23 protein-coding genes, 1 tRNA gene and 1 pseudogene are annotated in these 23,810 nt (G+C 70.3%); 14 read left to right on the forward strand and 11 right to left on the reverse strand.

The window, feature by feature from the left end; translation table 11 throughout:
* The first annotated feature begins 110 nt into the window (after positions 1-110).
* Together ASF41_RS10205 and ASF41_RS26045 are read left to right on the forward strand one after the other, a co-directional pair.
* Positions 111-1,001 (forward strand): extensin family protein, encoded by an 891-nt coding sequence (locus ASF41_RS10205; protein ID WP_082504264.1) that lies wholly within the window; start codon positions 111-113, stop codon positions 999-1,001.
* Between the two features lie 70 nt (positions 1,002-1,071).
* Positions 1,072-2,358: a L,D-transpeptidase gene (locus ASF41_RS26045; protein ID WP_244479613.1), complete on the forward strand. Its 1,287-nt coding sequence runs from the start codon at positions 1,072-1,074 to the stop codon at positions 2,356-2,358.
* On the opposite strand, the gene ASF41_RS10215 is transcribed toward ASF41_RS26045, so the two are convergent.
* From ASF41_RS10215 to ASF41_RS10225, 3 genes are read right to left on the reverse strand one after another with little or no spacing between them, the layout of a single operon-like run.
* Positions 2,345-3,082: an ABC transporter permease gene (locus tag ASF41_RS10215; protein WP_056492914.1), complete on the reverse strand. Its 738-nt coding sequence runs from the start codon at positions 3,080-3,082 to the stop codon at positions 2,345-2,347. The two genes, ASF41_RS26045 and ASF41_RS10215, sit on opposite strands and share 14 nt — an antisense overlap.
* Entirely contained in the window at positions 3,079-4,260 is a 1,182-nt protein-coding gene (locus ASF41_RS10220; protein ID WP_082504247.1) for an ABC transporter permease subunit, read from the reverse strand. Before ASF41_RS10220 ends, ASF41_RS10215 begins: the two co-directional genes overlap by 4 nt.
* Positions 4,257-5,150, reverse strand: coding sequence for a glycine betaine ABC transporter substrate-binding protein (locus tag ASF41_RS10225; protein WP_082504249.1), 894 nt, complete (start codon positions 5,148-5,150; stop codon positions 4,257-4,259). The genes ASF41_RS10220 and ASF41_RS10225 overlap by 4 nt, the downstream gene beginning before the upstream one ends.
* A 351-nt stretch (positions 5,151-5,501) precedes the next feature.
* Between ASF41_RS10225 and ASF41_RS10230 the strand changes: the two genes are divergently transcribed.
* A complete protein-coding gene (locus tag ASF41_RS10230) occupies positions 5,502-5,891 on the forward strand; it encodes a response regulator (protein ID WP_056222745.1) in 390 nt (129 codons plus the stop codon).
* 2 nt (positions 5,892-5,893) lie between these two features.
* On the opposite strand, the gene ASF41_RS10235 is transcribed toward ASF41_RS10230, so the two are convergent.
* Both ASF41_RS10235 and rsmI read right to left on the reverse strand, forming a co-directional pair.
* Positions 5,894-6,274 carry a YraN family protein gene (locus tag ASF41_RS10235; RefSeq protein WP_056493058.1) on the reverse strand — a complete coding sequence of 127 codons (381 nt, stop codon included), beginning with the start codon at positions 6,272-6,274 and terminating at the stop codon, positions 5,894-5,896.
* Complete coding sequence (gene rsmI / locus ASF41_RS10240; protein WP_056492920.1) at positions 6,264-7,232, reverse strand: 16S rRNA (cytidine(1402)-2'-O)-methyltransferase; 969 nt, start codon at positions 7,230-7,232, stop codon at positions 6,264-6,266. The genes ASF41_RS10235 and rsmI overlap by 11 nt, the downstream gene beginning before the upstream one ends.
* A gap of 121 nt (positions 7,233-7,353) precedes the next feature.
* On the opposite strand from rsmI, the gene ASF41_RS10245 reads away from it, so the two are divergent.
* On the forward strand, positions 7,354-8,568 hold the full coding sequence (locus ASF41_RS10245; protein WP_056274793.1) for a penicillin-binding protein activator: 1,215 nt from the start codon (positions 7,354-7,356) through the stop codon (positions 8,566-8,568).
* On the opposite strand, the gene hemW is transcribed toward ASF41_RS10245, so the two are convergent.
* The 3 genes from hemW to rph form a co-directional block, all read right to left on the reverse strand.
* Positions 8,569-9,747: a radical SAM family heme chaperone HemW gene (gene hemW, locus ASF41_RS10250; RefSeq protein ID WP_056492923.1), complete on the reverse strand. Its 1,179-nt coding sequence runs from the start codon at positions 9,745-9,747 to the stop codon at positions 8,569-8,571.
* A gap of 69 nt (positions 9,748-9,816) precedes the next feature.
* On the reverse strand, positions 9,817-10,449 hold the full coding sequence (rdgB, locus tag ASF41_RS10255; protein WP_056492926.1) for an RdgB/HAM1 family non-canonical purine NTP pyrophosphatase: 633 nt from the start codon (positions 10,447-10,449) through the stop codon (positions 9,817-9,819).
* A complete protein-coding gene (gene rph, locus ASF41_RS10260; RefSeq protein WP_056493061.1) occupies positions 10,446-11,174 on the reverse strand; it encodes a ribonuclease PH in 729 nt (242 codons plus the stop codon). The genes rdgB and rph overlap by 4 nt, the downstream gene beginning before the upstream one ends.
* 264 nt (positions 11,175-11,438) lie before the next feature.
* Here rph and hrcA point away from each other — a divergent pair, with 264 nt between their 5' ends.
* Positions 11,439-12,494 carry a heat-inducible transcriptional repressor HrcA gene (hrcA, locus tag ASF41_RS10265; protein WP_200917560.1) on the forward strand — a complete coding sequence of 352 codons (1,056 nt, stop codon included), beginning with the start codon at positions 11,439-11,441 and terminating at the stop codon, positions 12,492-12,494.
* Positions 12,495-12,556: 62 nt separating this feature from the next.
* Here hrcA and ASF41_RS10270 read toward each other — a convergent pair whose 3' ends face one another.
* A complete protein-coding gene (locus tag ASF41_RS10270; RefSeq protein WP_056492929.1) occupies positions 12,557-13,486 on the reverse strand; it encodes a DUF1236 domain-containing protein in 930 nt (309 codons plus the stop codon).
* Positions 13,487-13,774: 288 nt separating this feature from the next.
* Between ASF41_RS10270 and ASF41_RS10275 the strand changes: the two genes are divergently transcribed.
* From ASF41_RS10275 to ASF41_RS10285, 3 genes are all read left to right on the forward strand, one after another.
* Positions 13,775-15,142, forward strand: a complete 1,368-nt coding sequence (locus ASF41_RS10275; RefSeq protein WP_277996208.1) for an MFS family transporter — start codon at positions 13,775-13,777, stop codon at positions 15,140-15,142.
* A 265-nt stretch (positions 15,143-15,407) separates the two neighbouring features.
* On the forward strand, positions 15,408-16,193 hold the full coding sequence (locus ASF41_RS10280) for a YfdX family protein (protein WP_056492932.1): 786 nt from the start codon (positions 15,408-15,410) through the stop codon (positions 16,191-16,193).
* Positions 16,194-16,379: 186 nt separating this feature from the next.
* Positions 16,380-16,580 (forward strand): hypothetical protein, encoded by a 201-nt coding sequence (locus tag ASF41_RS10285; RefSeq protein WP_056380748.1) that lies wholly within the window; start codon positions 16,380-16,382, stop codon positions 16,578-16,580.
* 31 nt (positions 16,581-16,611) lie between these two features.
* Here ASF41_RS10285 and ASF41_RS10290 read toward each other — a convergent pair whose 3' ends face one another.
* Entirely contained in the window at positions 16,612-18,456 is a 1,845-nt protein-coding gene (locus ASF41_RS10290) for a chloride channel protein (protein ID WP_056492934.1), read from the reverse strand.
* Between the two features lie 212 nt (positions 18,457-18,668).
* Between ASF41_RS10290 and ASF41_RS10295 the strand changes: the two genes are divergently transcribed.
* From ASF41_RS10295 to ASF41_RS10315, 5 genes are all read left to right on the forward strand, one after another.
* A tRNA-His gene (locus ASF41_RS10295) sits at positions 18,669-18,745 on the forward strand.
* Between the two features lie 210 nt (positions 18,746-18,955).
* A complete protein-coding gene (locus ASF41_RS10300) occupies positions 18,956-20,149 on the forward strand; it encodes a transglycosylase SLT domain-containing protein (protein ID WP_056274806.1) in 1,194 nt (397 codons plus the stop codon).
* A 200-nt stretch (positions 20,150-20,349) separates the two neighbouring features.
* Positions 20,350-20,871, forward strand: coding sequence for a response regulator (locus ASF41_RS10305; protein WP_056274808.1), 522 nt, complete (start codon positions 20,350-20,352; stop codon positions 20,869-20,871).
* Between the two features lie 135 nt (positions 20,872-21,006).
* Positions 21,007-21,927 (forward strand): transglutaminase family protein, encoded by a 921-nt coding sequence (locus ASF41_RS10310; protein ID WP_056223026.1) that lies wholly within the window; start codon positions 21,007-21,009, stop codon positions 21,925-21,927.
* Between the two features lie 73 nt (positions 21,928-22,000).
* A complete protein-coding gene (locus ASF41_RS10315; protein WP_056222782.1) occupies positions 22,001-22,807 on the forward strand; it encodes a transglutaminase family protein in 807 nt (268 codons plus the stop codon).
* 55 nt (positions 22,808-22,862) lie between these two features.
* On the opposite strand, the pseudogene ASF41_RS10320 reads toward ASF41_RS10315, so the two are convergent.
* A pseudogene (locus ASF41_RS10320) lies at positions 22,863-23,390 on the reverse strand (DUF4142 domain-containing protein).
* 183 nt (positions 23,391-23,573) lie between these two features.
* On the opposite strand from ASF41_RS10320, the gene ASF41_RS10325 reads away from it, so the two are divergent.
* A complete protein-coding gene (locus tag ASF41_RS10325; protein ID WP_056274809.1) occupies positions 23,574-23,801 on the forward strand; it encodes a hypothetical protein in 228 nt (75 codons plus the stop codon).
* Positions 23,802-23,810 lie beyond the last annotated feature (9 nt).

Consider the following 23,810-nt stretch of genomic DNA (forward strand, 5'->3'; position numbering starts at 1 on the left):
CACGGCGTCGGTTTCGTCTCTGGGTTGACGCGGTAAAGGCCCCGCGCGAACCCGCAGCGCCTCCCGACCGTTACCGGCGGTCCGGGGCCCCGGACCAGATGGAAAACGAGATGCGTCACCGACCCGCCCGCCGCCTTGCCGGAGCCGCGATCCTCGTCCTCGCCGGCCAACTCGGCCTCACGCGCGACGGTTCGGCGCAGGAGAAAGGCGTGCCGTCGGATGCGACGGCGATCCCGACGCCGCCGCCGGCGCCCCCGCCGCGCCCAACGGAGCTCGCCCCGCCGGCCCAGGTCGAAGCGCCGCGCCCACCCGAACGACCGGCGGAACTGTCGCCGCCGGCAGAGGCGGCAAAGGCGCGCGAGGCCGAACCGGTGAAGCCCACGGACGACGGGGAAGTGCCGGCGCCGCCTCCGCGACCCGCCGAACTCTCGGCCCCCGCCCTGGCCATCACCGTGGTGCCCGTCGACGACGGCGCCTGCCGGCGTCGCCTGGAGCGCCTCGGCGCACGCTTCGAGCCTCTGCCGGCCATCGCGAACGGTCAGTGCGGGGCAGCCAGGCCCCTGAAGGTCACGGCGCTGGCCGACGACCTTGCCCTGGCGCCGCCGGTGACCCTGGTCTGCGAAGCCGCCGAATCCCTCGCCCGCTGGACGACGGAGGCGCAGGTGGCCGCCGAGCGCGACCTCGGCCAGCCGCTGAAGGGGCTGACGATCGGGACGTCCTACGAATGCCGGGGCCAGAATCACGATCCCGATGCCAAGCTCAGCGAACACAGCTTCGCCAACGGCGTCGACGTGATGGGCTTCACCTTCGCCCACCGCCCGGCCCTCTCGGTGCTGGCCGCGCCGGAGGGAACGCCGGAGGCGACCTTCCTGGCCGCCGTACGCGGCCGGGCCTGCGCGTTCTTCCGCACGGTCCTCGGCCCGGGCTCGGATGCGGCCCACGCCAACCATCTCCATCTCGACGAGCGACAGCGGAATGCCGGCCACCGCCTCTGTCAGTGAGGGGCGGAACGCCGGACGGCCCCGCGCGCTTACTCCCGCGCCATCAGGCGGATAGCGCGGGAGTTCTTCGGTGATCAGGTATCCTTCGACACGCATTGGCGGCGGTCTCGCCGCCCTCGCCCTGGTCGCCCTGGCGGGCGGCGCGCAGGCCGAGACGAAGGACAAGGCGGAGGGACCGGCGCTGACGCGCGAGGCGGTGGAATCCGCAGCCCTGGCGCCGACCGGGGACGCCGCGAAGGCCGACGCCCAGGGCGGCGAACCGAAGACGGGCGCGGCGAAGAGGACGGACAGGGCCGAGTCGAAGGGCGAGGCGGCCAAGCGCAGCGGAGCGAAGCGCCCGGAGCCGGCGCTTGTGAAGGCGCAGATCCTCCTCGACCGGGCCCATTTCTCGCCCGGCGCCATCGATGGCCGGGACGGCGACAACCTGCGCGGCGCCTTGGCGGCCTTCGCCTCCGCCAACGGCCTGAAGGCCGAAACGGAGATCGCGCCCGACCTCGCCGACACGCTTCAGGCGACGAGCCGTGATCCGGTGCTCACCGAATATACCGTCACGGAGGCCGATGCGGCGGGGCCCTTCGTCGAGAAGATGCCGGCGAAGATGGAGGAGCAGGCCGATCTCGACGCGCTGGGCTATACAAGCCCCCGCGAGATGCTGGCCGAGCGCTTCCACATGGCCCCGGATCTCCTCGGCGCGCTCAACCCCGACGCGGATTTCGGCAAGGCCGGTACGGTGATCCTGGTCGCCGCGGTGAAGCCGCTGGAGACCGGCAAGGCGACGACGGAGGAGAAGGCCGCGAAGAAGCAGGCGCAGGAGGCCGGCAAGACGGAATCCGGCAAGAGAGATTCCAGCGAGAGGGAGTCCAACAAGGATACCGGCAAGGCGACGGACACGAAGGGCTCGAAGGCCCAGGCGGTCGATCCCGAGGCGCGCGACGCGAAGGACGTGACCCGCATCGAGGTCGACAAGGAGAGCCGCGCCGTGCGGGCCTTCGACCGGGACGGCAAACTCGTCGCGTTCTATCCGGCCTCGATCGGCAGCGAGGAGAAGCCGGCCCCGTCCGGCGAGGCGAAGGTCGAAGGCGTCGCCTACGCGCCGACCTACACCTACAATCCGAAGTACCAGTTCGCCGGCGTGAAGGCGAAGACCAAGTTCACCATCCCGCCCGGCCCTAACAACCCGGTCGGCGTGGTCTGGATCGACCTCTCGATCCCCTCCTACGGCATCCACGGCACACCGGAGCCGGAGAAGGTAGGCAAGACCGAATCCCACGGCTGCATCCGCCTGACGAACTGGGATGCGCGCGACCTCGCCAACCGCGTCAGCCGCGGCGCGCAGGTGGTGTTCAAGGACGAATAGCGCGCCACCCGCCGACGCCGGCCAGCAGCGCAGCGTCGGCCAGGAACGCCAGGGCGGCCGTGGCGGCGGTGCCCTGGAGCATCGCCACGGTGTTCTGGTTCTGCAGGCCCGACACGATGGGCGTGCCGAGGGTCGAGGCCCCCGCCAGGGCGCCGACGGCGGCGGTGGCGATGGCGAGCACCAGGGCGGTGCGCAGGGTCTCGACGATATCGGGGGCGGCCAGGGGCAGTTCGATCCGTACCAGGATCTGGAGCCGGGTCAGGCCGATCGCCCGTCCGGCCTCGCGGACCTCCGGTGCCACCCCCGCGATGGCGCCCGCCGTCCCCCGCAGGACCGGCATGATTCCGTAGGCGACGAGGGCGAGCAGCGTCGGGGGACCTCCGAAGCCGAGGATCGGCAGGGCGAGCGCGACCACGACCACCGGGGGCACCGCCTGCGCGGCCGCCGCGAGTCCATCGATCAACGGCCGCCAGGGTTCTGCGAAGCGGCGCGTGATCAGGATGCCGAGGCCGATCCCCAGGACGGCCACGAGGGTGAGGCCGGTTCCGGCCAGGGCGAGGTGCTTCCATGCCAGGTCGAGGAGGCGCTCCACCGACAGGGGACGCCGCGCCGGCTCCCCCAGGGCCTCGGTGATCCAGCTCGCCACCCTGGGATAACTGGCCACAGCGAGGCCGAGGCCCATGAGGGCGAAGCCGAGGGCCGCGGTTCGTCGGGACCGGCTCATGCGTGCCACCGCCGCCGCGCGGCGGCCTCCACTCGGCTGAGACCGCGCTCGGTCAGCAACGAGAGCACCACGACCGGGATCGCCCCGAGGAGGATCAGGTCGGGCGCGAACTGCGCCATCCCGTCGAAGACGATGCGGCCGAGGCCGCCGGCCCCGACAAGGGCGCCGAGGGTGGCGAGGCCGAGGCCCTGCACGGCCGCGACCCGCACGGCCCCGATGAGGATCGGCGCACCGATCGGCAGACGGACCCGCGCCAGCACCTGTCCCCGCGAGAGGCCGAGGGCCTCGGCAGCCTGCAGGGTGTCGTCGTCCGGCGCCCGCAAAGCCAGGGTCAGCCCGCGCCAGAGGGGCAGGGCCAGATAGGCGGCGATGGCGACGATGGCGGGGACGGGGCCCAACGCCGAGAGACCAAGGTCCCGCAGGATCGGAACGGCACGGAGGAAGCCCGACATCACGGCAACCATTCCCCCGAGGAGGGCCACGGCGGGCACGACTTGAATCCCGCCGAGGACCAGGGCCACCAGCCCCTGCGGGAGCAGCGACAGCCCGACCGCGAGGAGACCCGCGAGAATGAGGGCCGCGCCCGCGAGGGCGAGATGCTCCGCGAGCGCCGCGTTCACCGTCTCGCGCCGCGCCGCGTACTCGACCGCGAGCGAGAGGGCATCGAAGGCGCCCGACCACCCGAGGACGACGAGCGCCAGGCCCAAGCCGAGGCCGATGGCGAGGCCGAAACCCGGTTTGCGAGACCGCCGAACCGCGAGGCCGAGGGCGCCGGCGAGGAGGAACAGGCCGAGCCAGGATCCCGATCCGAGACTGGCCCGCGCGGCCGGCGGGAGTCCGGCGAGGGACCGGACGGCGCCGGCGCCGAGGCCCTGTCCGAAGGCCAGGATGGCCAGGAGAAGCAGAAGCGTGGCGAGCGCCGCCGCCGCCCGCTTTCGCGAGACCACGAGGGCGATGGCGAGGGCGCTCATTGCGAGAACCAGGGCACCGGTTGCGCCGAGCGCCTCCGAGCCGGTCCGTGGATCCCCGAGCGCGAGCCGGTTCCGCGCGATGGTGAGCACCGGCAGCCAGGTCAGGGCGAGCGCCAGGGCACCGAGCCAGGCGGTGCCGACGAGCAACGCGAGGACGCGCCCGATCCCGACCGTCCGCAGCGCGCTTCCCGATGTCCCCGCCGTCACGGCAGCAGCCCGTTCTCGGACAGGTAACGGGCTGCCACCGCTTCGGCCACGTCGCCGTCCACGGTGATGCGCGCGTTCAGCCGCCGCAGGGTCTCGGCGTCGAGGCGGGTGAACACGCGCGCCAGGGCGGGAGCGATCTCGGGGTGGCGGGCGAGGTCGGCCTGCCGGATCACCGGGGCCACCTCGTAGACGATCTGGGCATCCAGGGGATCGCTCATGACGACGAGGTCGAGCGCCGCGAGGGCCCCGTCGGTCCCGTAGACCATCCCGGCATTCACGCCGCTGATCCCCTGCGCGGCCGCTCGCGCCGTGACAGACGTGTCACCGCCGGGGAGGCTGATGATGCGATTCAAGGGCAGGGCGAAGCCATAGGCCGCCTCGAAGGCCGGCAGGGCCGCCGGACTCTCCACGAACTCGGTGGAGGCGGCGAGCCGAATGAGGCCGCGGCGGACCGCTCCGGCGAAGTCGGTCATCGTGGTCAGGTGCTCGCGCCGTGCCAGGTCCCCGTTGACGGCGATCAGCCACGTGTTGTTGGCCGGTGCCCGGGTCAGCCAGGCGAGGCCGCGCTCGGCGTCGCGCCGCCGGATGGTGTCGTAGGCGCCCTGCGGCGACTTCCAGATCGGATCGGTCTCCGTGCCGGTGAAGAAGGCGCCGTTGCCGGTGTATTCGGGATAAATCGAGATCTCGCCGGACAGGAGGCTGTTGCGAACGATCAGGGTCGGCCCGAGTCCGAGCTTGCGCAGGACGGGCAGGTTCAGTTTCTCCAGAACCTGGGCGATCATGGCGCCGGTCAGCGCGCCCTCGGTATCGCTCTTCGAGGCGACCACGAGGGGAGACCCGGCCGTGGCCGAGTCGGGAGCCCGCATGCCGGAGAGCGCGAGCCAGGCCATCGCGGACCGTCGCGTCCAGTCTCGCACCCCGGACCGTCCCGTTAACATAGGTTGTTGGCATTCCAGGGGGGGCTGCCTACCGGTAGGAGTCGGTGGCGCAGAAATGTTTCAGACCGTAACATTGCTGCCCCGCAGACGGCCTTTGACGAGGTTCAGGTGCTTGACACGCCCCACGGAACGGGCGACGGCTCGCTCTGTGCCGGGCTGTTCAAAGCGCCTTGCCGGCTCGCTCAGGCCCTGCATCATTCGCATGTTGCGAGCCTGATTGCACACGGTGGGAGCGAACCCCTGAACACCTTCCGCGGAAGGCGTTCCGGATTTCCAAGTCGATCGAAGGGAAGAAGCCCCGGCGTGAGTGCTCAAGTGGACGAAGACCTTCTCAATGGGGCTCGCGTGCTTGTCGTCGAGGACGAAGCCGCGATCTCGATGCTGCTCGAAGACATGCTGCTCGATTTCGGTTGCACCGTCGTCGGCCCCGCCGCGCGTCTGTCGACCGCCCTCGAGATGGCGGAGAACGAGAGTTTCGAGGTCGCCATCCTCGACGTCAACGTGGCGGGCGAGCCGATCTATCCGGTGGCCGAAGCCATCGTGAAGCGCGACCTGCCCATCGTATTCTCGACGGGCTACGGCGGCGCCGGCATCCGTGAGCCGTTCCGTGATCGTCCGGTCGTGCAGAAGCCGTTCAGCCAAGCCGACCTCAAGCGGACGCTGATCGCAGCCGTGGCGGCCGCGCGCGCCTGAGATCATCGGATCGGAAAGGCGTCGGCCACGTGCCGGGGCCAGGCCCAGGGCGAGACGAACACCGCGTCCGCCCGAAACGTCGCCGCGTCGGTGTTCGGGTGCCGACTGATCCAGGCCCGGACAGCCCGCGAGAATCGGGCGACTTTGTGGGCGTCGATGGCGCCTTGCGCCGCCTCCAGCGTGCTGCGCGCATTCACCTCCACGAACGCGATCGTCGCCCCGCGCCGGACGATCAGGTCGATCTCGCCCCCCGCCGCGCGAAAGCGCGACCCGAGCGGACGGTAGCCCTTCAGCATCAGGGCGAAAAGCGCGAGGGTCTCGGCCGTTCGGCCGCGCAGCTCGGTGGCGCGACGGCGCTCGGCCGCAGGGCCCTCAGGTCTCATCGTCGCGCCGGGCCAGGGCCAGGGCACGGGCATAGACGACCCGGCGGGCCTGGCCGGTCTCCTCCGCCACCAGGGTCGCGGCGTCCTTGATCGAGTGCCGGGCGAGCGCCGCCGTCAGGGCCGCATCGAGGCCCGCATCCGTCTCGGCGGCGTCGGGCACCTCGTCCTGCGTGCCGATGATCACCACCACTTCGCCCTTCGGCGCGCCCTCCTCCGCGTAGAGCGCGGCGAGATCGCCGAGGCTGCCGCGCCGGATCGTTTCGTAGAGCTTGGTCAGCTCGCGGGCGACCGCTGCAGGGCGCGTAGGCCCGAGGACCTCCACGGCGTCGACCAGCATCTCGGGCAGGCGATGGGGCGATTCGAACAACACCAGGGTGCCGGGGATGCGCCCGAGCGCCTCCAGGCGGTTGCGCCGCGCGCCGGACCTGGCCGGCAGGAAGCCCTCGAAGAAGAACCGGTCGGTGGGCAGGCCGGCGGCCACGATGGCGGTCATCACCGCCGAGGGGCCCGGAATGGGCGTGACGCTGAGGCCGGCCTCGATCGCTGCCTGCACGAGCTTGAAACCCGGATCCGACACGAGGGGCGTGCCCGCGTCGGAGACCAGGGCCAGGGCCTCGCCGGCCTGCATCCGGGCGATCATCCGCTCGCGCACCGCCGCGTTGGAATGCTCGTGATAGGCCACCAGGGGCGTGGTGATCCCGTAATGCATCAGCAGCGTGCGGGTGACGCGGGTGTCCTCGGCCAGCACCGCATCGGCGGCGGCGAGCGTCGCCAGGGCGCGGAACGAGACGTCCTTCAGGTTTCCGATCGGGGTCGCCACCACGTGGAGACCGGGCTCGATCGCCTCGGCCTCGGCGGCGAGCCCGAAGGCCGTGAAGGTGGCGGGTGGGCGGGCGCCGGGCCCCGTTGCGGCCGGGTCGCGCCGCCGCCGGGTCCGCGTGTCGATCTTCTGGGTCATGGCCGGGACCTTGCCACGATCGGGGCTCCCTGCGGAATGCTCGGCGGCGCGTCGGTTCACATTTACTTTTGGCCCCTAGGCTGCAAGCCTGGGTCGTCAGCCGGCGACAGGGGGGCCACCGATGACGCACGCCAACAGGCTGAAATCCGGGCTGGTCGGGATCTCGACCCTGCTCCTGCTCGCGGCCTGCGTCGGAGTGCCGGACGGCGGCGGCCGCGTCTCGAACCGGGTCCCGCCACCCCAGGTGGAAGGCCCGGGGGCCGACGCGCCGATTGCCGCCGCGGGGGGGCGGATCGGCACCGGATCGGTGAAGGTCGCCCTGGTGGTGCCGCTCACCGGACCGGGCTCGGCGGTGGGCACGGCGATGCGCAATGCGGCCGAACTCGCCATCGAGGATTTCCAGAAGTCCGACCTGCAGATCCTGGTGAAGGACGACCGCGGCGCGCCGGACGGCGCCCGCGAGGCGGCCCAAGCCGCCGTGGCGGATGGGGCCGAGGTCGTCCTCGGCCCGCTCTTCGCCGCCAACGTCCAGGCGGCGGCCGGCGTGGTACGCGCGGCGGGCAAGCCCCTCATCGCCTTCTCGACCGATGCCGGGGTCGCGGCCCGCGGCACCTACCTCCTGAGCTTCCTGCCCCAGGCCGAGGTCGACCGGGTCGTCGACGAATCCGTCGCGTCCGGCCGCAAATCCTTCGCAGCGATGATCCCGGATTCGAGCTACGGAAACGCCGTGGAGGCGCAGTTCCGCGAGGCGGTAGCCCGCAAGGGCGCGCGCCTCGTGGCGATCGAGCGCTATCCCGTCGGCAATCCGGCCCCCGCCATCGGGCGCCTCGGCGGCCTGATCACCGGGCCGGCGGCCCAGGCCGACGCGTTGTTCCTGCCGGATACGCCGGATGGCCTCGCCACCGTCGCCCCGGCCCTGACCAAGGCCGGGTTCGCCCCCGGCCGGGTCCGGCCGATCGGCACCGCCGTCTGGAACGATCCCCGGATCTTCGCCCTGCCCGCCCTCCAGGGCGGCTGGTTCGCAGCCCCGGACGCAGCCGGCTTCACCGGCTTCTCGCAGCGTTACCAGGCGCGGTTCGGCTCGGTGCCGCCGCGCGTCGCCACCCTGGCCTACGACGCGGTCTCGCTGATGGCGGCCCTGTCGCGCCAGTTCGGCTCGCAGCGTTTCGCCGACACCACGCTCACCAACCCGTCCGGCTTCTCCGGCGTCGACGGGACCTTCCGGTTCCGGCCGGACGGCCCGAGCGATCGCGCGCTGGCGGTCTACGAGATCCGTTCGGGTGCGCCGGCCATCGTCAGCCCGGCGCCGCGCACCCTCGGCCCGTCGGGCACCTGATCAGGCGGCGAGCGCGGCCACCAGCGCGTTGAGCACCGGCGCACCGGCGGGCGTCGCGGCGATGCGGCCACCCGCATGTCGGGCGATCAGCCCCTCGGCGACGAGGCCGTCGATCCGCCTCGGGTCGAGGGCCCTCCCCTTCAGGGCGGCGTAGCGCGCGGGGTCGATGCCTTCGCGCAGGCGCAGACCCATCATCAGGAACTCGTCGCCCTGGTCCGAGGCGGCCAGCGTCTCGGTCTCGACGATGCCGTGACCCTGCCCCTCCACCCGGGCGAGCCAGGCTTCCGGCGCCCGCTCGGTGACGGTGCCGATCCGGCCTGCCGCTTCGACGAGGCGTCCGTGGGCGCCGGGGCCGATGCCCGCATATTCGCCGTAGCGCCAGTACAGGAGGTTGTGCCGGGATTCCGCGCCGGGCCGGGCGTGGTTGGAGATCTCGTAGGCCGGCAAGCCGGCCCGGTCGCAGACCTCCTGGGTCACGTCGTAGAGGGCACGCGCGGCATCGTCGTCCGGCGGCACCAGCTTGCCGGCGGCGGCGAGGCCGTAGAACGGCGTGCCCGGTTCGATGGTGAGCTGGTAGAGCGACAGGTGCTCCGCCGCCCGGGCGATGGCACCTTCGAGTTCGGCCCGCCACGCGGCCGGGCCCTGGTCGGGCCGGGCATAGATCAGGTCGAAGGAGTAGCGCTCGAAATGCGCCGCCGCGACCCGCACCGCCGCCATGGCCTCGGCTGCGCTGTGCAGGCGGCCGAGTTGCTTCAGGGCGGCGTCGTCCATGGCCTGGACGCCGAGGGAGACGCGGTTGACCCCGGCGGCGCGGTAGCCGCGGAAGCGCTCCGCTTCGACGCTGGTGGGATTGGCTTCCAGGGTGATCTCGACGTCGGGCGTCACGGTCCAGGCGCCGCCGATGGCGTCGAGCAGGCCCGCCACGGTGGCGGGCTGCATCAGGGAAGGCGTGCCGCCGCCGAGGAAGACGCTCGATACCGTCCGTCCGGGCGTGCGCGCCGCCACATGGGCGATCTCGGCCCGGAAGGCGTCCAGGAAGCGGCCCTCGTCCACGGGCGCGTGGCGCACGTGGCTGTTGAAGTCGCAATACGGGCACTTCGCGGCGCAGAAGGGCCAGTGGACATAGACCCCGAACCCCGCATCGCGGGTCGGGTGGTCCGGGCCTGTCGGTTCGGTCATGACGCGGATGTGCGCGCGGGACCGCCGTTTGGCAATCCCGCGGCCGGTCTCAAGGGCGCCGCAGGCAGTTTACGGACGCCGCAGGCAGGTCTGAGCCAGGAGCACGAAGGCGCGGGCGCGATGCGACAGGGCGTTGCCGGTCTGCCAGTCGACGCCGTGCTTCTCCGCGGAGGAGATCTCCCCGAAGGTGCGGTGGTCGCCGTCGGGCTGGAACATCGGGTCGTAGCCGAACCCGCTCGCGCCGCGCGGCGGCACGAGTTCGCCGAAGACCCGGCCCTCGAAGGTCTCGGTGTGGCCGTCCGGCCAGGCGATCACCAGGGCGGAGACGAAGTGCGCCCGCCGGGTGGTGGCGCCGCGCTTGTCGAGTTCCGCGGCGATCCGCGCCATGGCGCCGGTGAAATCCTTGGACGGCCCGGCCCAGCGGGCCGAGAACAGCCCGGGTGCCCCGTCGAGGGCGTTGACGCAGAGGCCGGAATCGTCGGCGAAGGCCGGCAGGCCCGAGGCCGTCGCGGCGGCGTGCGCCTTGATGGCCGCGTTCTCGGCGAACATCGTCCCGGTCTCGTCCGGCTCGGGCAGGCCGAGTTCGCCGGCCGAGACCGCGTCGATGCCGAAGGGCGCCAGCAACTCGCGCATTTCGACGAGCTTGCCGGCATTGTGGGTCGCGATGACGACGCGACCCGTGAGGATGCGGTGCTCGCTCATGCGGAGACTCCCTGCGCCACGGCCTGCTTCTGGAGGGCGACGAGGGACTGGATGCCGCCCTTGGCGAGGCGCATCAGCTCGAACAGCTCCTCCTCCGAGAACGGCTTGCCCTCGGCGGTACCCTGGACCTCGACGAGGCCCCCGGTGCCCGTGATGACGAAGTTGGCGTCGGTCTCGGCCGCGGAATCCTCCGAATAGTCGAGGTCGAGGACGGGCTTGCCCTTGTAGATGCCGCAGGAGACCGCCGCCACGTGGTCGCGCAGGGGGTCGACCGAGATGATCGAGCGGCCGCGCATCCAGGTGAAGCACTCGTGCAGGGCGACCCAGGCGCCGGTGATCGCCGCGGTGCGGGTGCCGCCATCGGCCTGGATCACGTCGCAATCGACGGTGATCTGGCGCTCGCCGATCGCCGGCAGGTTGGTCACGGCGCGCAGGGAGCGGCCGATCAGGCGCTGGATCTCCTGGGTGCGTCCGGAGGGCTTGCCGGCCGTGACCTCGCGCCGGGTGCGCGCGTGAGTGGCGCGCGGCAGCATGGCGTATTCCGCGGTGACCCAGCCCTTGCCGGAGCCGCGCAGCCAGCCAGGGCCGCGCTCTTCCAGGGTGGCCGTGCACAGCACCTTGGTGTCGCCGAAGCTGACGAGGCATGAGCCTTCGGCGTGGCGGGAGACGGCGCGCTCCAGGGTGACCATGCGCAGTTCGTCGTTCGCGCGCTTCGAGGGCCGCATGCCGATCTCCTTACCGGTGTCGATGGAGTGCGGCTTTACGGTTCCGGCCCCCGCCCGGCAAGCGAGGTCGGGCGGATTGCCGGCGCCGCCGGTGAGCCGGAGGTGCGGAACGCCTACCGCGGCCAAGCGGTTTCTCGAATTCTCCCTGCGTCCGCCAGGGGCGACGGTGGACGGCATTGTGTAAAGCACGGGAGACCGTCACACTCTCCGCCTCAGGAATGGAATGTGACCGAGCCCGCCCGCCCCTTCTCCACATCGCAGCAGATGCAGGTTCTCAGCGCGCTGAACGAACGCTCGCGTGAAATCTTCCGGCAGATCGTCGAGAGCTATCTGACGACCGGCGAGCCGGTCGGCTCGCGTAACCTCGCGCGCATCCTGCCCATGGCCCTGTCGCCGGCTTCGATCCGGAACGTCATGGCGGATCTCGAGCATTCCGGGCTGATCTTCGCACCCCACGCCTCGGCCGGCCGTCTGCCCACGGAGCAGGGCCTGCGCTTCTTCGTCGATGCGATGCTGGAGCTCGGCGATGTCGGGCGTGAGGAGCAGGAGCGGATCGAGGCGCAGATGCGCGCGGCCGCCTCGGGCCATACCTTCGATTCCGCACTGGCCGAGGCCTCGATGCTGCTCTCAGGGATCTCCCGCGGAGCCGGCGTGGTGCTCACCACCAAGACCAATGTCCACCTGAAGCATATCGAGTTCGTCCGCCTCGACCCGACCCGGGCGCTGGTCGTCCTGGTCTCCGACGACGGCTCGGTGGAGAACCGCCTCCTCGACCTACCGGCGGGCCTGCCGGCGGGGGCTCTCCAGGAGGCCTCGAACTACCTGAACGCCCGGCTCCAGGGCCGGACCCTGGGGACGCTCCGCGCCGAGATCGAGTCGGGCCGGCAAGCGATGAAGCGCGAACTCGACGTGATCACCGAGCGCCTCGTGGATGCCGGCCTCGCCGTCAGCGTCGGCCCCTCGGATGCCCGGCAGCTCATCGTGCGCGGGCAGGCCAATCTCCTGGACGACCTGCGGGCCGCCGAGGATCTCGACCGCATCCGCCTGCTGTTCAACGACCTCGAGACCCAGAAGGACGTGATCGAACTCCTGTCCCGGGCCGAGGGCGGCGAGGGCGTGCGCATCTTCATCGGCTCGGAGAACAAGCTCTTCTCGCTCTCAGGCTCCTCGATGATCGCGGCTCCGTTCCGCGACGGGTCGCAGAAGATCGTCGGCGTGGTGGGGGTCATCGGCCCGACGCGCCTGAACTATGCCCGCATCGTGCCGATGGTCGACTACACCGCACGGGTGGTCTCCGGCCTCCTCGACCGCAAGCGCTGAGCGGAAAACGCGAAGGGGCGGAGCCTGAAGCCCCGCCCCCGACGCGGTTCCGATCGCTCGGGTCAGCCGCGGATCACGTCGACGATCTCGTAGGTGTCGGGATCGACGATGACGATGTCGTCGTCCACCAGCACGTAGCGGTAATCCTCGTATTCCGGCGCGATCCGGACGATGTCCGGCGGCAGGTCGTAGAGAGTGTAGCTGCGGGCAATGGCCGTGCCGACGGTGAGCGCGAAGGCGCCGGCGGCGAGGCGTGGGATGCCCCGGCGGAACACGCTCTGGCGGAACTCGGTGCGCTGCGGCGCCCCCAGGCGGCCATAGGCGCCGCGGACGGCGCCGCGATCGCCGCGACCACCCCGGCCCTCGCGCTCGACGCGGCCGTCGCGACCGCCGCGCTCATCGCGGTCGGCCCGTCCACCGCGCTCCTCGCGGCCGTCGCGATCAGCCTTGCCGCCCCGATCGCCCTTGCCGTCGCGGTCCGCCTTGCCGTCGCGATCTCCCTTGCCGTCCCGGTCGCCCCGGCCGTCTCGTGCCGCGGCGCCACCGTCTTCGCGGCCACCGCGCTCTCCGGTCGCCTGACCCGGACGACCGTCCTGCCGCCCTGCGCCACCCTCGGCGCCACGGCCACCGGCCTCGCCGCGCTGGGCACCACCGGCCGGACCGGCCCCGGTCTCCGCACCGCCGGCGCCGCCGCGCATGCCCGCGCCGCCAGCCGCACCGCCGGCTTCGCCACCCCGCATGCCGGCGCCACCGCCCGCACCGCCACCGGCGCCACCGCGCATTCCGCCGGCACCACCCGCACCCGGACCCGCGCCACCGGCGCCGCCGCCCGCGCCCATGCTGGCGCCGCCACCTCCGGCACCGCCCGCGCCGCCCCCGGCACCGCCTGCCCCGCCACCAGCGCCGCCGCCCGGCCCGCCCTGCGCGAACGCGCTCGCTGCGCCGATCACCAGGGCCGCCGCCGTCACCGTGCTCCGAAAGAGCTTGCTCATGGGATCGTTTCCACTCTCGTTGTTGTCGGACGCCGCTCGACGTCGATGCCGTCCGCAACGAGGATCTTCGAGAAACCGTTCCCGGATTTCTTGCGCTGATCTTGCGGCTGATCGCGATCAGCCTATTGACTCGGTACAGCCAAGCTCAGGGGCACGTCTTCCACAGCGTGGTTTCATCGTCATCTTGGCCGTGTCCGACAACCCGCTGATCGCCCTTTGGAAATCGCGTTCGAGGCGATAACGTCCCCGTCAAGCAAGCCGCGGAACGGCATTGTTCAGAGCACAGGGATGAGACGTATGACAGGTGGGGCCGGGACCATTCCGACCAAGGCGGAGGACGCCGCCGACAACCGACGCCGGATCAAGGCGATCGTCGCCTCCTCGTCGGGCAATCTCGTCGAATGGTTCGATTTCTACTGCTACGCGTTCTTCGCGCTCTACTTCGCACCGGTGTTCTTTCCCGCCGGCGACAGCACCAGTCAGCTCCTGCAATCGGCCGCCGTGTTCGCGGTGGGCTTCTTTATGCGCCCGATCGGCGGCTGGCTGTTCGGCCGCATCGCCGACCGCCTCGGCCGCAAGACCTCGATGCTGATCTCGGTGCTGATGATGTGCGCCGGGTCGCTGATGATCGCGGTGCTGCCGACCTACGCCACGGTCGGGCAGCTCGCGCCGGCCCTGCTGCTGCTCGCCCGGATGATCCAGGGCCTGTCGGTGGGCGGTGAGTACGGCACCAGCGCCACCTACATGAGCGAGATCGCCGTGAAGGGCCGTCGCGGCTTCTTCGCCTCCTTCCAGTACGTCACCCTGATCGGCGGCCAGCTCCTCGCCTCGCTGGTGCTGATCATCCTCCAGAGCTTCCTCACCGCGCAGGAACTGACGGCCTGGGGCTGGCGCATCCCGTTCGTCATCGGCGCCATCGCGGCGGTGGTCGCGCTCTACCTGCGTTCGTCGCTGGCCGAGACGGCGACCAAGGAAGACATGGCCAAGAAGGATTCCGGCACCTTCGCGGCCCTGTTCAAGCACTGGCGCGCCTTCTGCGTGGTGCTGGCCTACACCGCCGGCGGCTCGTTGAGCTTCTACACCTTCACCACCTACATGCCGAAGTACCTCTTTAACACGGCGCATATCGACAAGGTCACGGCCTCGCAGATCTCCACCGCCGCCCTGTTCGTCTACATGATCATCCAGCCCTTCTTCGGCTGGTTGTCGGACCGGATCGGGCGCAAGGCCAACATGCTGCTCTACAGCGGCCTCGGGACCCTGATGGTGGTGCCGCTGATGACCGCCATCGGATCCACGCAGAACGCGGTCCTGTCCTTCGCGCTGATCATGGTCGGCCTGATCGTGATCAGTTTCTACACCGGCATCAGCGGCATCGTGAAAGCCGAGCTTTTCCCGACGCAGGTGCGGGCCCTGGGCGTCGGCCTCTCCTACGCCATCGCCAATTCGCTGTTCGGCGGCACCGCCGAGATGGTCGCGCTCTACCTGAAGCAGGTCGGCTCCGAGAGCACGTTCTTCTGGTACGTGACCGTCATGCTCGGCGTCGCCTTCATCGGCTCGCTGATCATGCCGAACCCGAAGCGTCACGGCTACCTCGACGGCGACGGCACCGTCGAGGAAGCGCTGACGCGCAAGTCCCGCCTCTCGGCCGCCTGAGCCGTTTCCTCCTCGGGCGAACGACCGGCACGCGGTGAGCGATCACCGCGTGCTTTTTTGTGCCGCCGGCATCCGACTCGGAAACGGCTTGATGCACCTCAGCGTCTGGGCTGCTGTCAACGAATATTTGATGAACTGAACCTGACCAAACTTTAAGATGACATCTCGATTGGCCAAGACCACATTTGCTTCAGAAGAGATCGCCGGAGAAGGGAGATCAGTTCGATCCACGATCCAGGCGCGGCTCTTCTTCGGAGGCAGTGTGATGAATAAGACAAGAACAGTTGCCGCTTTCCTTGCCGCAACCTCGCTTCTCAGCGGTGTGGCACTGGCCAACGATGCGGTGAAGCCCGCGACGGCTCCGCCAGTGACGGCCGCGCAGCAGGCGGCGGACAAGGACGTGGGCAAGCTGTCGAAGGACGGCGCCCAGGCCTTCCGCGACCTGCACCTCGCCCGCATCGCCATCTTCGACGCCGATCCGACCCTCGCCAAGACCCTGATCGGCAAGGCGCAGGCGTCGCTCGCCAAGGCCAAGACCGACGAGGCGATCTACACAAAGGCGGAAGCGGACCTGCGGAGCCCCGACAAGCACGCCGCGATGGCGAAGGCTTCCGATGCGAAGGCTTCCGATGCGAAGGCGGCCGACGCTAAGACCGCGGAGGCGAAGGCATCCAAGCAGCCCACGGCCTGGCTGCCCGTCGACGGCCAGCTGACGCTCGGCGAGGATTTCGTCGCCACGCCGACCAAGGCGGCCGCCGTGGCGACCGCGAACAAGAGCCTCGAGAAGGGTGATCGCAAGTCGGCCATCGACCAGCTCAAGCTCGCCGGCGTCGACATGAACTTCGTCCTGGCCGTCGTGCCGCTGAACCAGACGACCACCGATGTCGATCAGGCGGCGAGCCTGATCGGACAAGGCAAGTATTACGAGGGCAACGCCCTCCTGAAGAAGGTGGAGGACGGCGTGCGCTTCGACGTGGTGAACGTGCTCGGAACCCCGCAGAAGGCGCCGGCATCCGCGGCGACGACGGGTTCGACCGCCGTCCCCAAATGATCCTTCACTCGAGTGATCCTTCACTCGAGTGACCCCTGATGAAGGGGCCCTTCGACGAAGGGACCCTCTGATCAAGTGATCCCCTGATCCGACCCTGCCGGCGCCGCGTCCCGCCCAGGACCCGGCGTCGGCCCTTGCGCGCCCGCGCCGCGGCGCCCGGATTTCCTGTGTGGGAAGCGTTTCGTGATGAGTATCGGGATCAGTCTCGGGCTTCTGCTCTCCGCCGTCGTCACCGGTTTCGGCCTCGTGCTGGCCGCTGGCCTCGCCGGTCATCCGGTCGATGGGCAGGTGCCGAGCGACTGGGGCTGGAGCCTCCTGATGATGGGCGGGGCCAGCCTCTTCGCCTTCGGCTATGCCGGCTGGCGCCGGGCCACGGGGCGTCCGTGACCGCGCGGCGCTTTTCCGCCCGGCCAGCAATTCAGCTCGTCTCCCCCAGCACCGCCCGGCGCTGCCGGTCCAGTTCTTCGCTGTAGCGCTTGAGGGTGTGGCTCTCGGTGAGGAGGCCGATCACCTTGCGGTTCTTCAAGTCCTCCACCACCGCCAGGGCCTCGCTTTCCGTCCGGTCGAAGATCGCCGTGGCGATCTTGGCGTTCATGTCGGCGGTGAGGACGTCGTGGGTGTGGCGCAGGAGCCCGGGGAGACCCGGCGCCTCGGCCTCCGCCTCCAGCAGGGCCGCGTGGGCTTCCGGCACGAGGATGATGCCGGCATAGCGCCCCTGCCCGTCCACGATCACCACCCGGGAGGGCGAGCCCAGGGGGTGCTTGCGCAGAAAATTGGCAAGGCTCTGGTCGAGGGCGGCCGTCGGCACCTCGCGGCGCATCAGCTTGCCGACCGTGAGGGTCCGGATCCAACCGACATCGTGCGCGCTGCGGATGCTCTCGCCGCGCAGGTGGAAGCGCCAGGTCGCGAAGGAATAGCCGAAGGTCTTCCGCACGGTCAGCGACGAGGCGATCACCGCCACGAGCACCAGGCCCGCGATCGGAAAGCTGCCCGTGAGTTCGAGGGCGAGGAACGTCATGGTCAGCGGTCCGCCGATCACCGCCACGGCGAGCGCACTCATGCCGATCACCGCGTAGGCGAGCGGGGTCAGCCCGAACGCGGCGAAGCCGGGCAGGATCATCGGCATGCCGGCGGCGAAGATCTCGCCCACGATCGCGCCGAGGAAGAGCGAGGCGAAGAAGAGGCCGCCGCGGAAACCCGACCCGATGGAGACCGCCGAGGCCGTCGCCTTGGCGACGAACAGCACGATCAGGGCCGAGAGGCCGAGGGTGGTGCCGTGGGCGTCGAGATGCAGGTGCAGCGCCCCGTGTCCGCCGGAGAGGACCTGCGGCGAGGCGATGAGCGCCAGCCCGCCGACGCACAGGCCGCCGAGGATCGGCACGCAGAGGGTCGGCAGGCGGGTGGCGCGAAAGCCGGCTTCCACCAGGGTCACGCCGCGCATGATGAGGATGCCGAGGCCGGCGCAGATCAGTCCGAGGGCGAGGCTCGGAACCGTGTCGAGGGTGGTCAGGACCGTCGTGGTCACGGCATCGGCCCGTTCCACCGTGACGAGGGAGGTCTGGGCCACCAGGGCGCGGGCGACGACGCTGCCGCAGAGGGCGGCGACCACGACCGGGGTCAGCGTGGCGATGGAATAGGTGCCGATGATGAGCTCGAAAGCGTAGAACGCCCCCGTCAGCGGCGCCCCGAAGGCCGCCGCGATGGCCGCCGCCGCGCCGCAGCCGACGAGGGTCCGCTGATCGGCCCGGCGCAGCTCGAAGGCGAGGCCGAGGCGCGAGGCCAGTCCGGCGCAGAACTGCGTGTAGGCCGCCTCCATTCCCACCGAGATGCCGCTACCGTTGGAGATGGTGTTCTGAATCACCACGATGAGGGAATCGCGGATCGACATCCGTCCGCCATGCAGCGCGTTCGCCTCGATCGGGTCGACCACCGGGCGCCGGGGCCGTCGCTGCCAGCGCAGGGCCAGGGTGAAGAGCGCGAGCATGACGCCGCCGAAGGCCGGCGCCAGGAGAACCACGAGGGCCGGGAGATCGGTGGCCGCGCTCAGGCGCAAGCCCGGCGGCAGACCGTAGAGCAGCTCCCGCAGGGCCTGCGTCGCGCGGTTCATTCCGGCCACCGCGACGCCGCCGCAGCAGCCGATCAGGGCGGCCAGGACGATCAGGCCGATCTCGCTGCCGCGCACGAGGGCGCGCAGCTGGCCGGGCGCTTGCACGAGCACCCGCTGGGCGAGCGGCGGTCGGGAGGGGATGGCGTGCGGTGGCATCGACCGGTGAACGGGAGCATGCGCCGGGAGGAACGCGCGCAGGGAGATGGACCCGCGCCCTGCTTAGCCCGTCGGCGGCCCCGGCGTCGACCGCTCGGCGCCGTCGCCCGCCCGGCGCCTCGGGCTCGACGGGAGAATGGTCCACACTTTTGCCGACGATCGGCCAAAGGCGGCTTGAAATGCGGCGCGGGTCGGGATAGATCGCCCGCAGTGCCGCTGTAGCTCAGTTGGTTAGAGCGCTTGATTGTGGATCAAGAGGTCCCCCGTTCGAGCCGGGGCAGTGGTACCATTCCTTATCGATGAGATTTGTTTGGCGGTCGTGCTCCGGCATGGCCGCGTTCGGCGTTTCGCGTCCCGCCCCGTCCGGCTGCGATGTGCGAAAACGCTCTGGACACCGTGCCAATCTTGCCACGGGATTGCCCCAAACTGGGCCGTGTTGTCGCCACATCTGTCAAGCTAATCTCAATCCGTCGCTTGGGAACGGGGTTGGGTCGCGCAGATGCAGGGTCGAAACGTCGGATCGTCACGGACCGTCTTCGCCAAGGGCCCCATCGCCAAGGGTGCGCCCGTCAAGGGCTCGCTCGCACCGCGCTCCGGCCTCGGCGCCGCTCCGTCGTCATCGGATGCCCTCACCCTCGGCGGCCGCATCGGCCGCGATCACGGCAGCCGCCCCGCCCTGACCCGCTCCGTGCTTTCCATGGTGCTGCTGGCGGGTGGCCTCGGCGGAGTCCTGGTTTACGGCGTCGGGCCGGACACCGGCGTGGTGCAGTCGGCCCAGGCGATGACCGAGATCACCATGCCGCGTCCGCGCATCCAGCCGGTCCCGGTCATCCTGCAGACCTCCGCCCAGGCGAGCGCGCCCCGCGCGGTGATCACCGCCGCTTCCGCCTTCGCCCCGGTCCATGACCTCGACACCGAGCTCGGCTCCAATGCGGTGGACCGCGTCTCCTACGACTACCTCCTGACGGAGAGCTCGGTCGGCGACCCGAACGAGGTCCTCGAATTCGGGCCGATGAAGATCCGGCGCCACCTCGTGCAGAAGATCGTCCGCGCCGCGCAGGCGGTGGAAACCGACCCCGTCCTGCTGATGGCGGTGGCCGACAAGGAATCGAGCTTCAAGACCGAGGTCCAGGCCCAGACGTCCTCCGCGACCGGCCTGTTCCAGTTCATCGAGCGGACCTGGCTCGGCGTGGTGCGCGACTTCGGGCCGAAATACGGCCTCGCCACGGATGCCGCCCTCGTGGTCGCGGGCGACAACGGACGCCCCACCGTCCTCGATCCGGCCGACCGGACCCGCATTCTCGAGATGCGCCGCGACCCCTACCTGTCCGCGCTGATGGCCGGCGAGATGCTGAAGCGCGACGCCGCCCGCATCGCGCTCCGCATCGGCCGCGAACTCACCCTGGGCGAGGTCTACCTCGCCCACTTCCTCGGCCCGGACGACGCCGAGGACTTCCTCGCCACCGTGGTCGACACGCCGAAGGCCGCCGCCGCGCAGATGCTGCCCGGCCCCGCCCGGGCCAACAAGACGATCTTCTTCGCCGCCCAGCGCGGGCGCCGGAAGGCCGTCAGCCTGTCGGTGGCGCAGGTGCACGAGAAGTTCGAGGCGATGATGAGCACCCGCGGCGAACGCTACCGCGACGTGCGCTCCATGGCCGGCATCCTGGCCTATGCCGACGCGACGGCGGACTGACGAAACGCACAGGGCGGACAGCGTCCGGGATGATTTCCCGCAACTGACCGTGATCTCTCGGCTTTAATGTCGGCGAGCCCTTCTGGCCCGCCTCGAGACACACACCGCGGAGGCCCTGCTTGCCGGACCCGAAAGGTACGAACGCGGACGACACGTCCGCCGTCAGCCGGACATCGCTCGCGGACACGCTGAGTCCCGGGATGTCGCTCGACCGGATCGGCCAGGCCCTCGCCGCCTTCTACGACGACCTGATCGCCGAGGGCGTGCCGGAACACCTCGCGATCCTCGTGCGCAAGGTCGAACCGGAACCGGTGGCCAAGCCCAATCCGGCCAAGCCCCGCCCATCCAAGCTCGCCCTCGTGGTCGAGGACGACGCCGCCACGCGGGCGCTGGCCGAGGCGCTCCTAAGCGACACCGACCTGACCGCCATCGGCTGCGACAGCGCGGAGGCCGCGCTCACCATCATGCGCGAGCGCGGCGGCGACGTCGCCCTAGTCTTCGCGGATGTGAGCCTGGCCGGCGCGATGGACGGGGTCCAGCTCGCCTCCGCGGTCGCCCTGCTCTGGCCGGCGGCCCGCATGGTGGTCACCTCGGGCCGGCGGGCCGAACGACCCGGAACCCTGCCGGAGCAGGCAGTGTTCATTCCGAAGCCGTGGCGCCCGTTCGATCTCCTGAGCGAGGCGGAAATCGCCACCACCGTGCCCCAGCCCATCGTGCCCTGACCCGGTCGGATCGCCCCGCCGAGAGGCGTTTCCGCCGCTCCCGCGGCGGGTCGCTCCGGCGCACGACTTGCATCGCCGAACCCAGCGTCCGCGCCGACCAGACCACGCCGATCCGGCGCGGTGGAGCCCCTCGCCTTGCCCATCCTGTCCGTCCGCCACCGCACCACCTACCGTTACCGGCAGCCGGTGGCCTTCGGTGAACACCGCATCCTGTTCCGGCCTCGCGACAGCTACGACCAGCGCCTGATCTCGGCGACCCTGAAGATCACGCCGGAGCCGAGCGGCCTGCGCTGGCTCCACGACGTCTTCGGCAACTGCGTGGCCGTGGCCACCTTCACGGGGCGGGCCGCGCAGCTGACGTTCGAATGCGCGATCACCCTCGACCACACGCCGGAATCAGCGCCCGTCTTCCCCATCGCCGCCCATGCGGCGTTCTACCCGTTCGGCTACGGGGCCGACGACATCCCGGATCTCAGCCGCTCGATGGAGCGGCAATACGCCGATCCGCGCAACGAGGTCGACGCCTGGGCCCGCAGCTTCGTGCCCCCCGCCGGACGGATCGGGACCCAGGACCTTCTGGCCGAGATGACCCGCAGCGTCCGGCGCAACTTCGCGTATCTGGCCCGCTCCGAGAAGGGCGTGCAGGATCCGGTGACGACGCTGCGCCTCAAGCGCGGAAGCTGCCGCGATTTCGCGGTGTTGATGATCGAGGCCGTGCGGGCCCTCGGCATGGCGGCCCGCTTCGTCTCGGGTTACCTCTACAACCCACGCGGGGATCGCGACCGGCACGTGGGCGGTGGCTCGACTCATGCTTGGGTGCAGGTCTACCTGCCCGGCGCGGGCTGGATCGAGTTCGATCCGACGAACGGCATCGTCGGAAACCGGGATCTGATCCGGGTCGCGGTGGCGCGAGACCCGCGCCAGGCAGTCCCGCTGCACGGGTCGTTCTTCGGGTTTCCGGCGGACGATCTGGGCATGACGGTGAGCGTCGATGTCCAGGAAGTCGAGCCGGGGGCCGGGGGGCCTCGGGCGACGGATCCGGATCTGGCGCGTTGACGCACCGGCGCGGTAACCGCCGCCCGGTCGCAAGTGAAGAGCGTGTGTTTCTCGACAGGATCAGGTGGTGGATATGAAGATCAGGACTGGGTTCGACATCGCCTTCGAATCGGTTCAGCCAACGCCGATGATCCTCGCGTTGAGCGTGCACCCCTCACGGATGCCGGACGTCCTGACCCCCCACGTCATCCAGTTCGATCCGCCGATCCCGTCCCAGGACTATCGCGACGTCTTCGACAACATCTGCACCCGCATCGTCACGCCCCCCGGCCGCCTGACGATCTCGGCCGATTTCGTGGTCCAGGATTCCGGCCTGCCCGACGCCTATGCGCCCAACGCCCAGCAGATCGAGGTGCAGAACCTGCCCAACGACGTGCTCGTCTATCTCCTGGGCAGCCGCTACTGCGACACCGACAAGCTGTCCGAGACGGCCTGGTCGCTGTTCGGCGGCACGCCCCTCGGCTGGGGCCGGGTACAGGCGATCTGCGACTACGTGCACGATCGCATCCGCTTCGACTACATGTGCGCCGATGCCACCCGGACGGCCTGGGACGGCTTCATGCAGCGCCAGGGCGTTTGCCGCGATTTCGCGCATCTCGCCGTCGCGTTCTGCCGCTGCATGAACATTCCGGCGCGTTACTGCACCGGCTACCTCGGCGATATCGGCATCCCGCCGGTGCCCGACCCGATGGATTTCTCGGCCTGGTTCGAAGTCTATCTCGACGGGACCTGGTACACCTTCGACGCGCGCCACAATACGCCGCGCATCGGCCGGATCGTCATGGCCCGCGGGCGCGACGCGACCGACGTGGCGATCACCACGAACTTCGGTTACGCGCACCTCGCCCGCTTCGACGTCCACACGGACGAGGTCTTCTGATCCGGCGGCGGGTCGGGACGGGTCTCCGCCGTACCGCTCGCCGGGGGGACGGGACTTACCTATCGAGATCCTGCGCCATCTTGAGGTGATGCGCGAGGGCCGGCTCGGTCTTGGCCGCCCAGGCCTTCAGGTCCGGATTGTCGCCGCCCTTCGCGTAGCGCTGGAACAGGTCGACCGCATCCTTGTGCGCCTTCACCTGATCGCTGTGATACTGCTTCGTGAAGGCCTCACCCTGCAGGCCCTTCAGGGTGTCGAGCTTGCCCTGATGCGTGCTGTCGAGGGCCGTCGGGAGGGTGGCCTAGACCTTCCCACCCTGGAGCATGGCCTTCAGCTCGCCCGTGGTCTTCTCGTGATCGGCGATCATCTTCTGGGCGTAGGCCTTGGTCGGCGCGTCGTTGCGCTCGGCCGCGAGCCGGCTGGTCTGGATCTCGAAGAGGTCGCTGACCCCGGCCTGGGTCACGAAATCGGCGGTGGAGGGGCTCACCCCGATCAGCGCATTCACCCCCGTCTTCTCGCTCACCGATTGCGCCGCGGCCGGTCCCGCGAGTAGCACCGCGACGGCGATCATGGCCCTGCGTGTCATCACATCCTCCTCCAGCGATCTCATGCCCGTGAACCTCGGCATCGGCCCCGTGTTCCGGTTGAGCGGGAGATCAGCCGTCCCCTCTCGGGCGCCCGAACACGCTCCGCTTCACCACGAAGTCAGGTCGCAGGGACGAAAAAGGCCCCGTCGCGCGTTGCCCTTCTGCAAGCAGGAGAGACCGAGATGGATGCACGCCTCATCGCGATGAACAACGAGGCCAACCGAATCGCCTCTGAGCGCCTGCTGGAGCAGCTCCGGGACGAAGGCCTGCGCTACCGCCTATGGGTCACCGGGACGCCGCAGGGCGACACCCTGCACCTGCGCGTGGACCACCTCTGCCCCGAAATGCGCCAGCGCCTCGACAAGGTGCTGCGCGGACGCGGCCTGACCCTGGAGATCGCCGAGGCCTGAGCCGGCGGC

It is taken from the genome of Methylobacterium sp. Leaf111 (assembly GCF_001423285.1).
Lineage (GTDB): Bacteria > Pseudomonadota > Alphaproteobacteria > Rhizobiales > Beijerinckiaceae > Methylobacterium.

Coding starts and splice junctions, on each gene's coding strand:
- ASF41_RS10205 (WP_082504264.1), top strand. CDS start 111: ATGCGTCACCGACCCGCCCGCCGCCTTGCCGGAGCCGCGATCCTCGTC.
- ASF41_RS10215 (WP_056492914.1), bottom strand. CDS start 3,082: ATGAGCCGGTCCCGACGAACCGCGGCCCTCGGCTTCGCCCTCATGGGC.
- ASF41_RS10225 (WP_082504249.1), bottom strand. CDS start 5,150: ATGGCCTGGCTCGCGCTCTCCGGCATGCGGGCTCCCGACTCGGCCACG.
- ASF41_RS10235 (WP_056493058.1), bottom strand. CDS start 6,274: ATGAGACCTGAGGGCCCTGCGGCCGAGCGCCGTCGCGCCACCGAGCTG.
- rsmI (WP_056492920.1), bottom strand. CDS start 7,232: ATGACCCAGAAGATCGACACGCGGACCCGGCGGCGGCGCGACCCGGCC.
- ASF41_RS10245 (WP_056274793.1), top strand. CDS start 7,354: ATGACGCACGCCAACAGGCTGAAATCCGGGCTGGTCGGGATCTCGACC.
- hemW (WP_056492923.1), bottom strand. CDS start 9,747: ATGACCGAACCGACAGGCCCGGACCACCCGACCCGCGATGCGGGGTTC.
- rdgB (WP_056492926.1), bottom strand. CDS start 10,449: ATGAGCGAGCACCGCATCCTCACGGGTCGCGTCGTCATCGCGACCCAC.
- rph (WP_056493061.1), bottom strand. CDS start 11,174: ATGCGGCCCTCGAAGCGCGCGAACGACGAACTGCGCATGGTCACCCTG.
- hrcA (WP_200917560.1), top strand. CDS start 11,439: ATGCAGGTTCTCAGCGCGCTGAACGAACGCTCGCGTGAAATCTTCCGG.
- ASF41_RS10270 (WP_056492929.1), bottom strand. CDS start 13,486: ATGAGCAAGCTCTTTCGGAGCACGGTGACGGCGGCGGCCCTGGTGATC.
- ASF41_RS10275 (WP_277996208.1), top strand. CDS start 13,775: ATGAGACGTATGACAGGTGGGGCCGGGACCATTCCGACCAAGGCGGAG.
- ASF41_RS10280 (WP_056492932.1), top strand. CDS start 15,408: ATGAATAAGACAAGAACAGTTGCCGCTTTCCTTGCCGCAACCTCGCTT.
- ASF41_RS10285 (WP_056380748.1), top strand. CDS start 16,380: ATGAGTATCGGGATCAGTCTCGGGCTTCTGCTCTCCGCCGTCGTCACC.
- ASF41_RS10290 (WP_056492934.1), bottom strand. CDS start 18,456: ATGCCACCGCACGCCATCCCCTCCCGACCGCCGCTCGCCCAGCGGGTG.
- ASF41_RS10300 (WP_056274806.1), top strand. CDS start 18,956: ATGCAGGGTCGAAACGTCGGATCGTCACGGACCGTCTTCGCCAAGGGC.
- ASF41_RS10305 (WP_056274808.1), top strand. CDS start 20,350: ATGTCGCTCGACCGGATCGGCCAGGCCCTCGCCGCCTTCTACGACGAC.
- ASF41_RS10315 (WP_056222782.1), top strand. CDS start 22,001: ATGAAGATCAGGACTGGGTTCGACATCGCCTTCGAATCGGTTCAGCCA.
- ASF41_RS10325 (WP_056274809.1), top strand. CDS start 23,574: ATGGATGCACGCCTCATCGCGATGAACAACGAGGCCAACCGAATCGCC.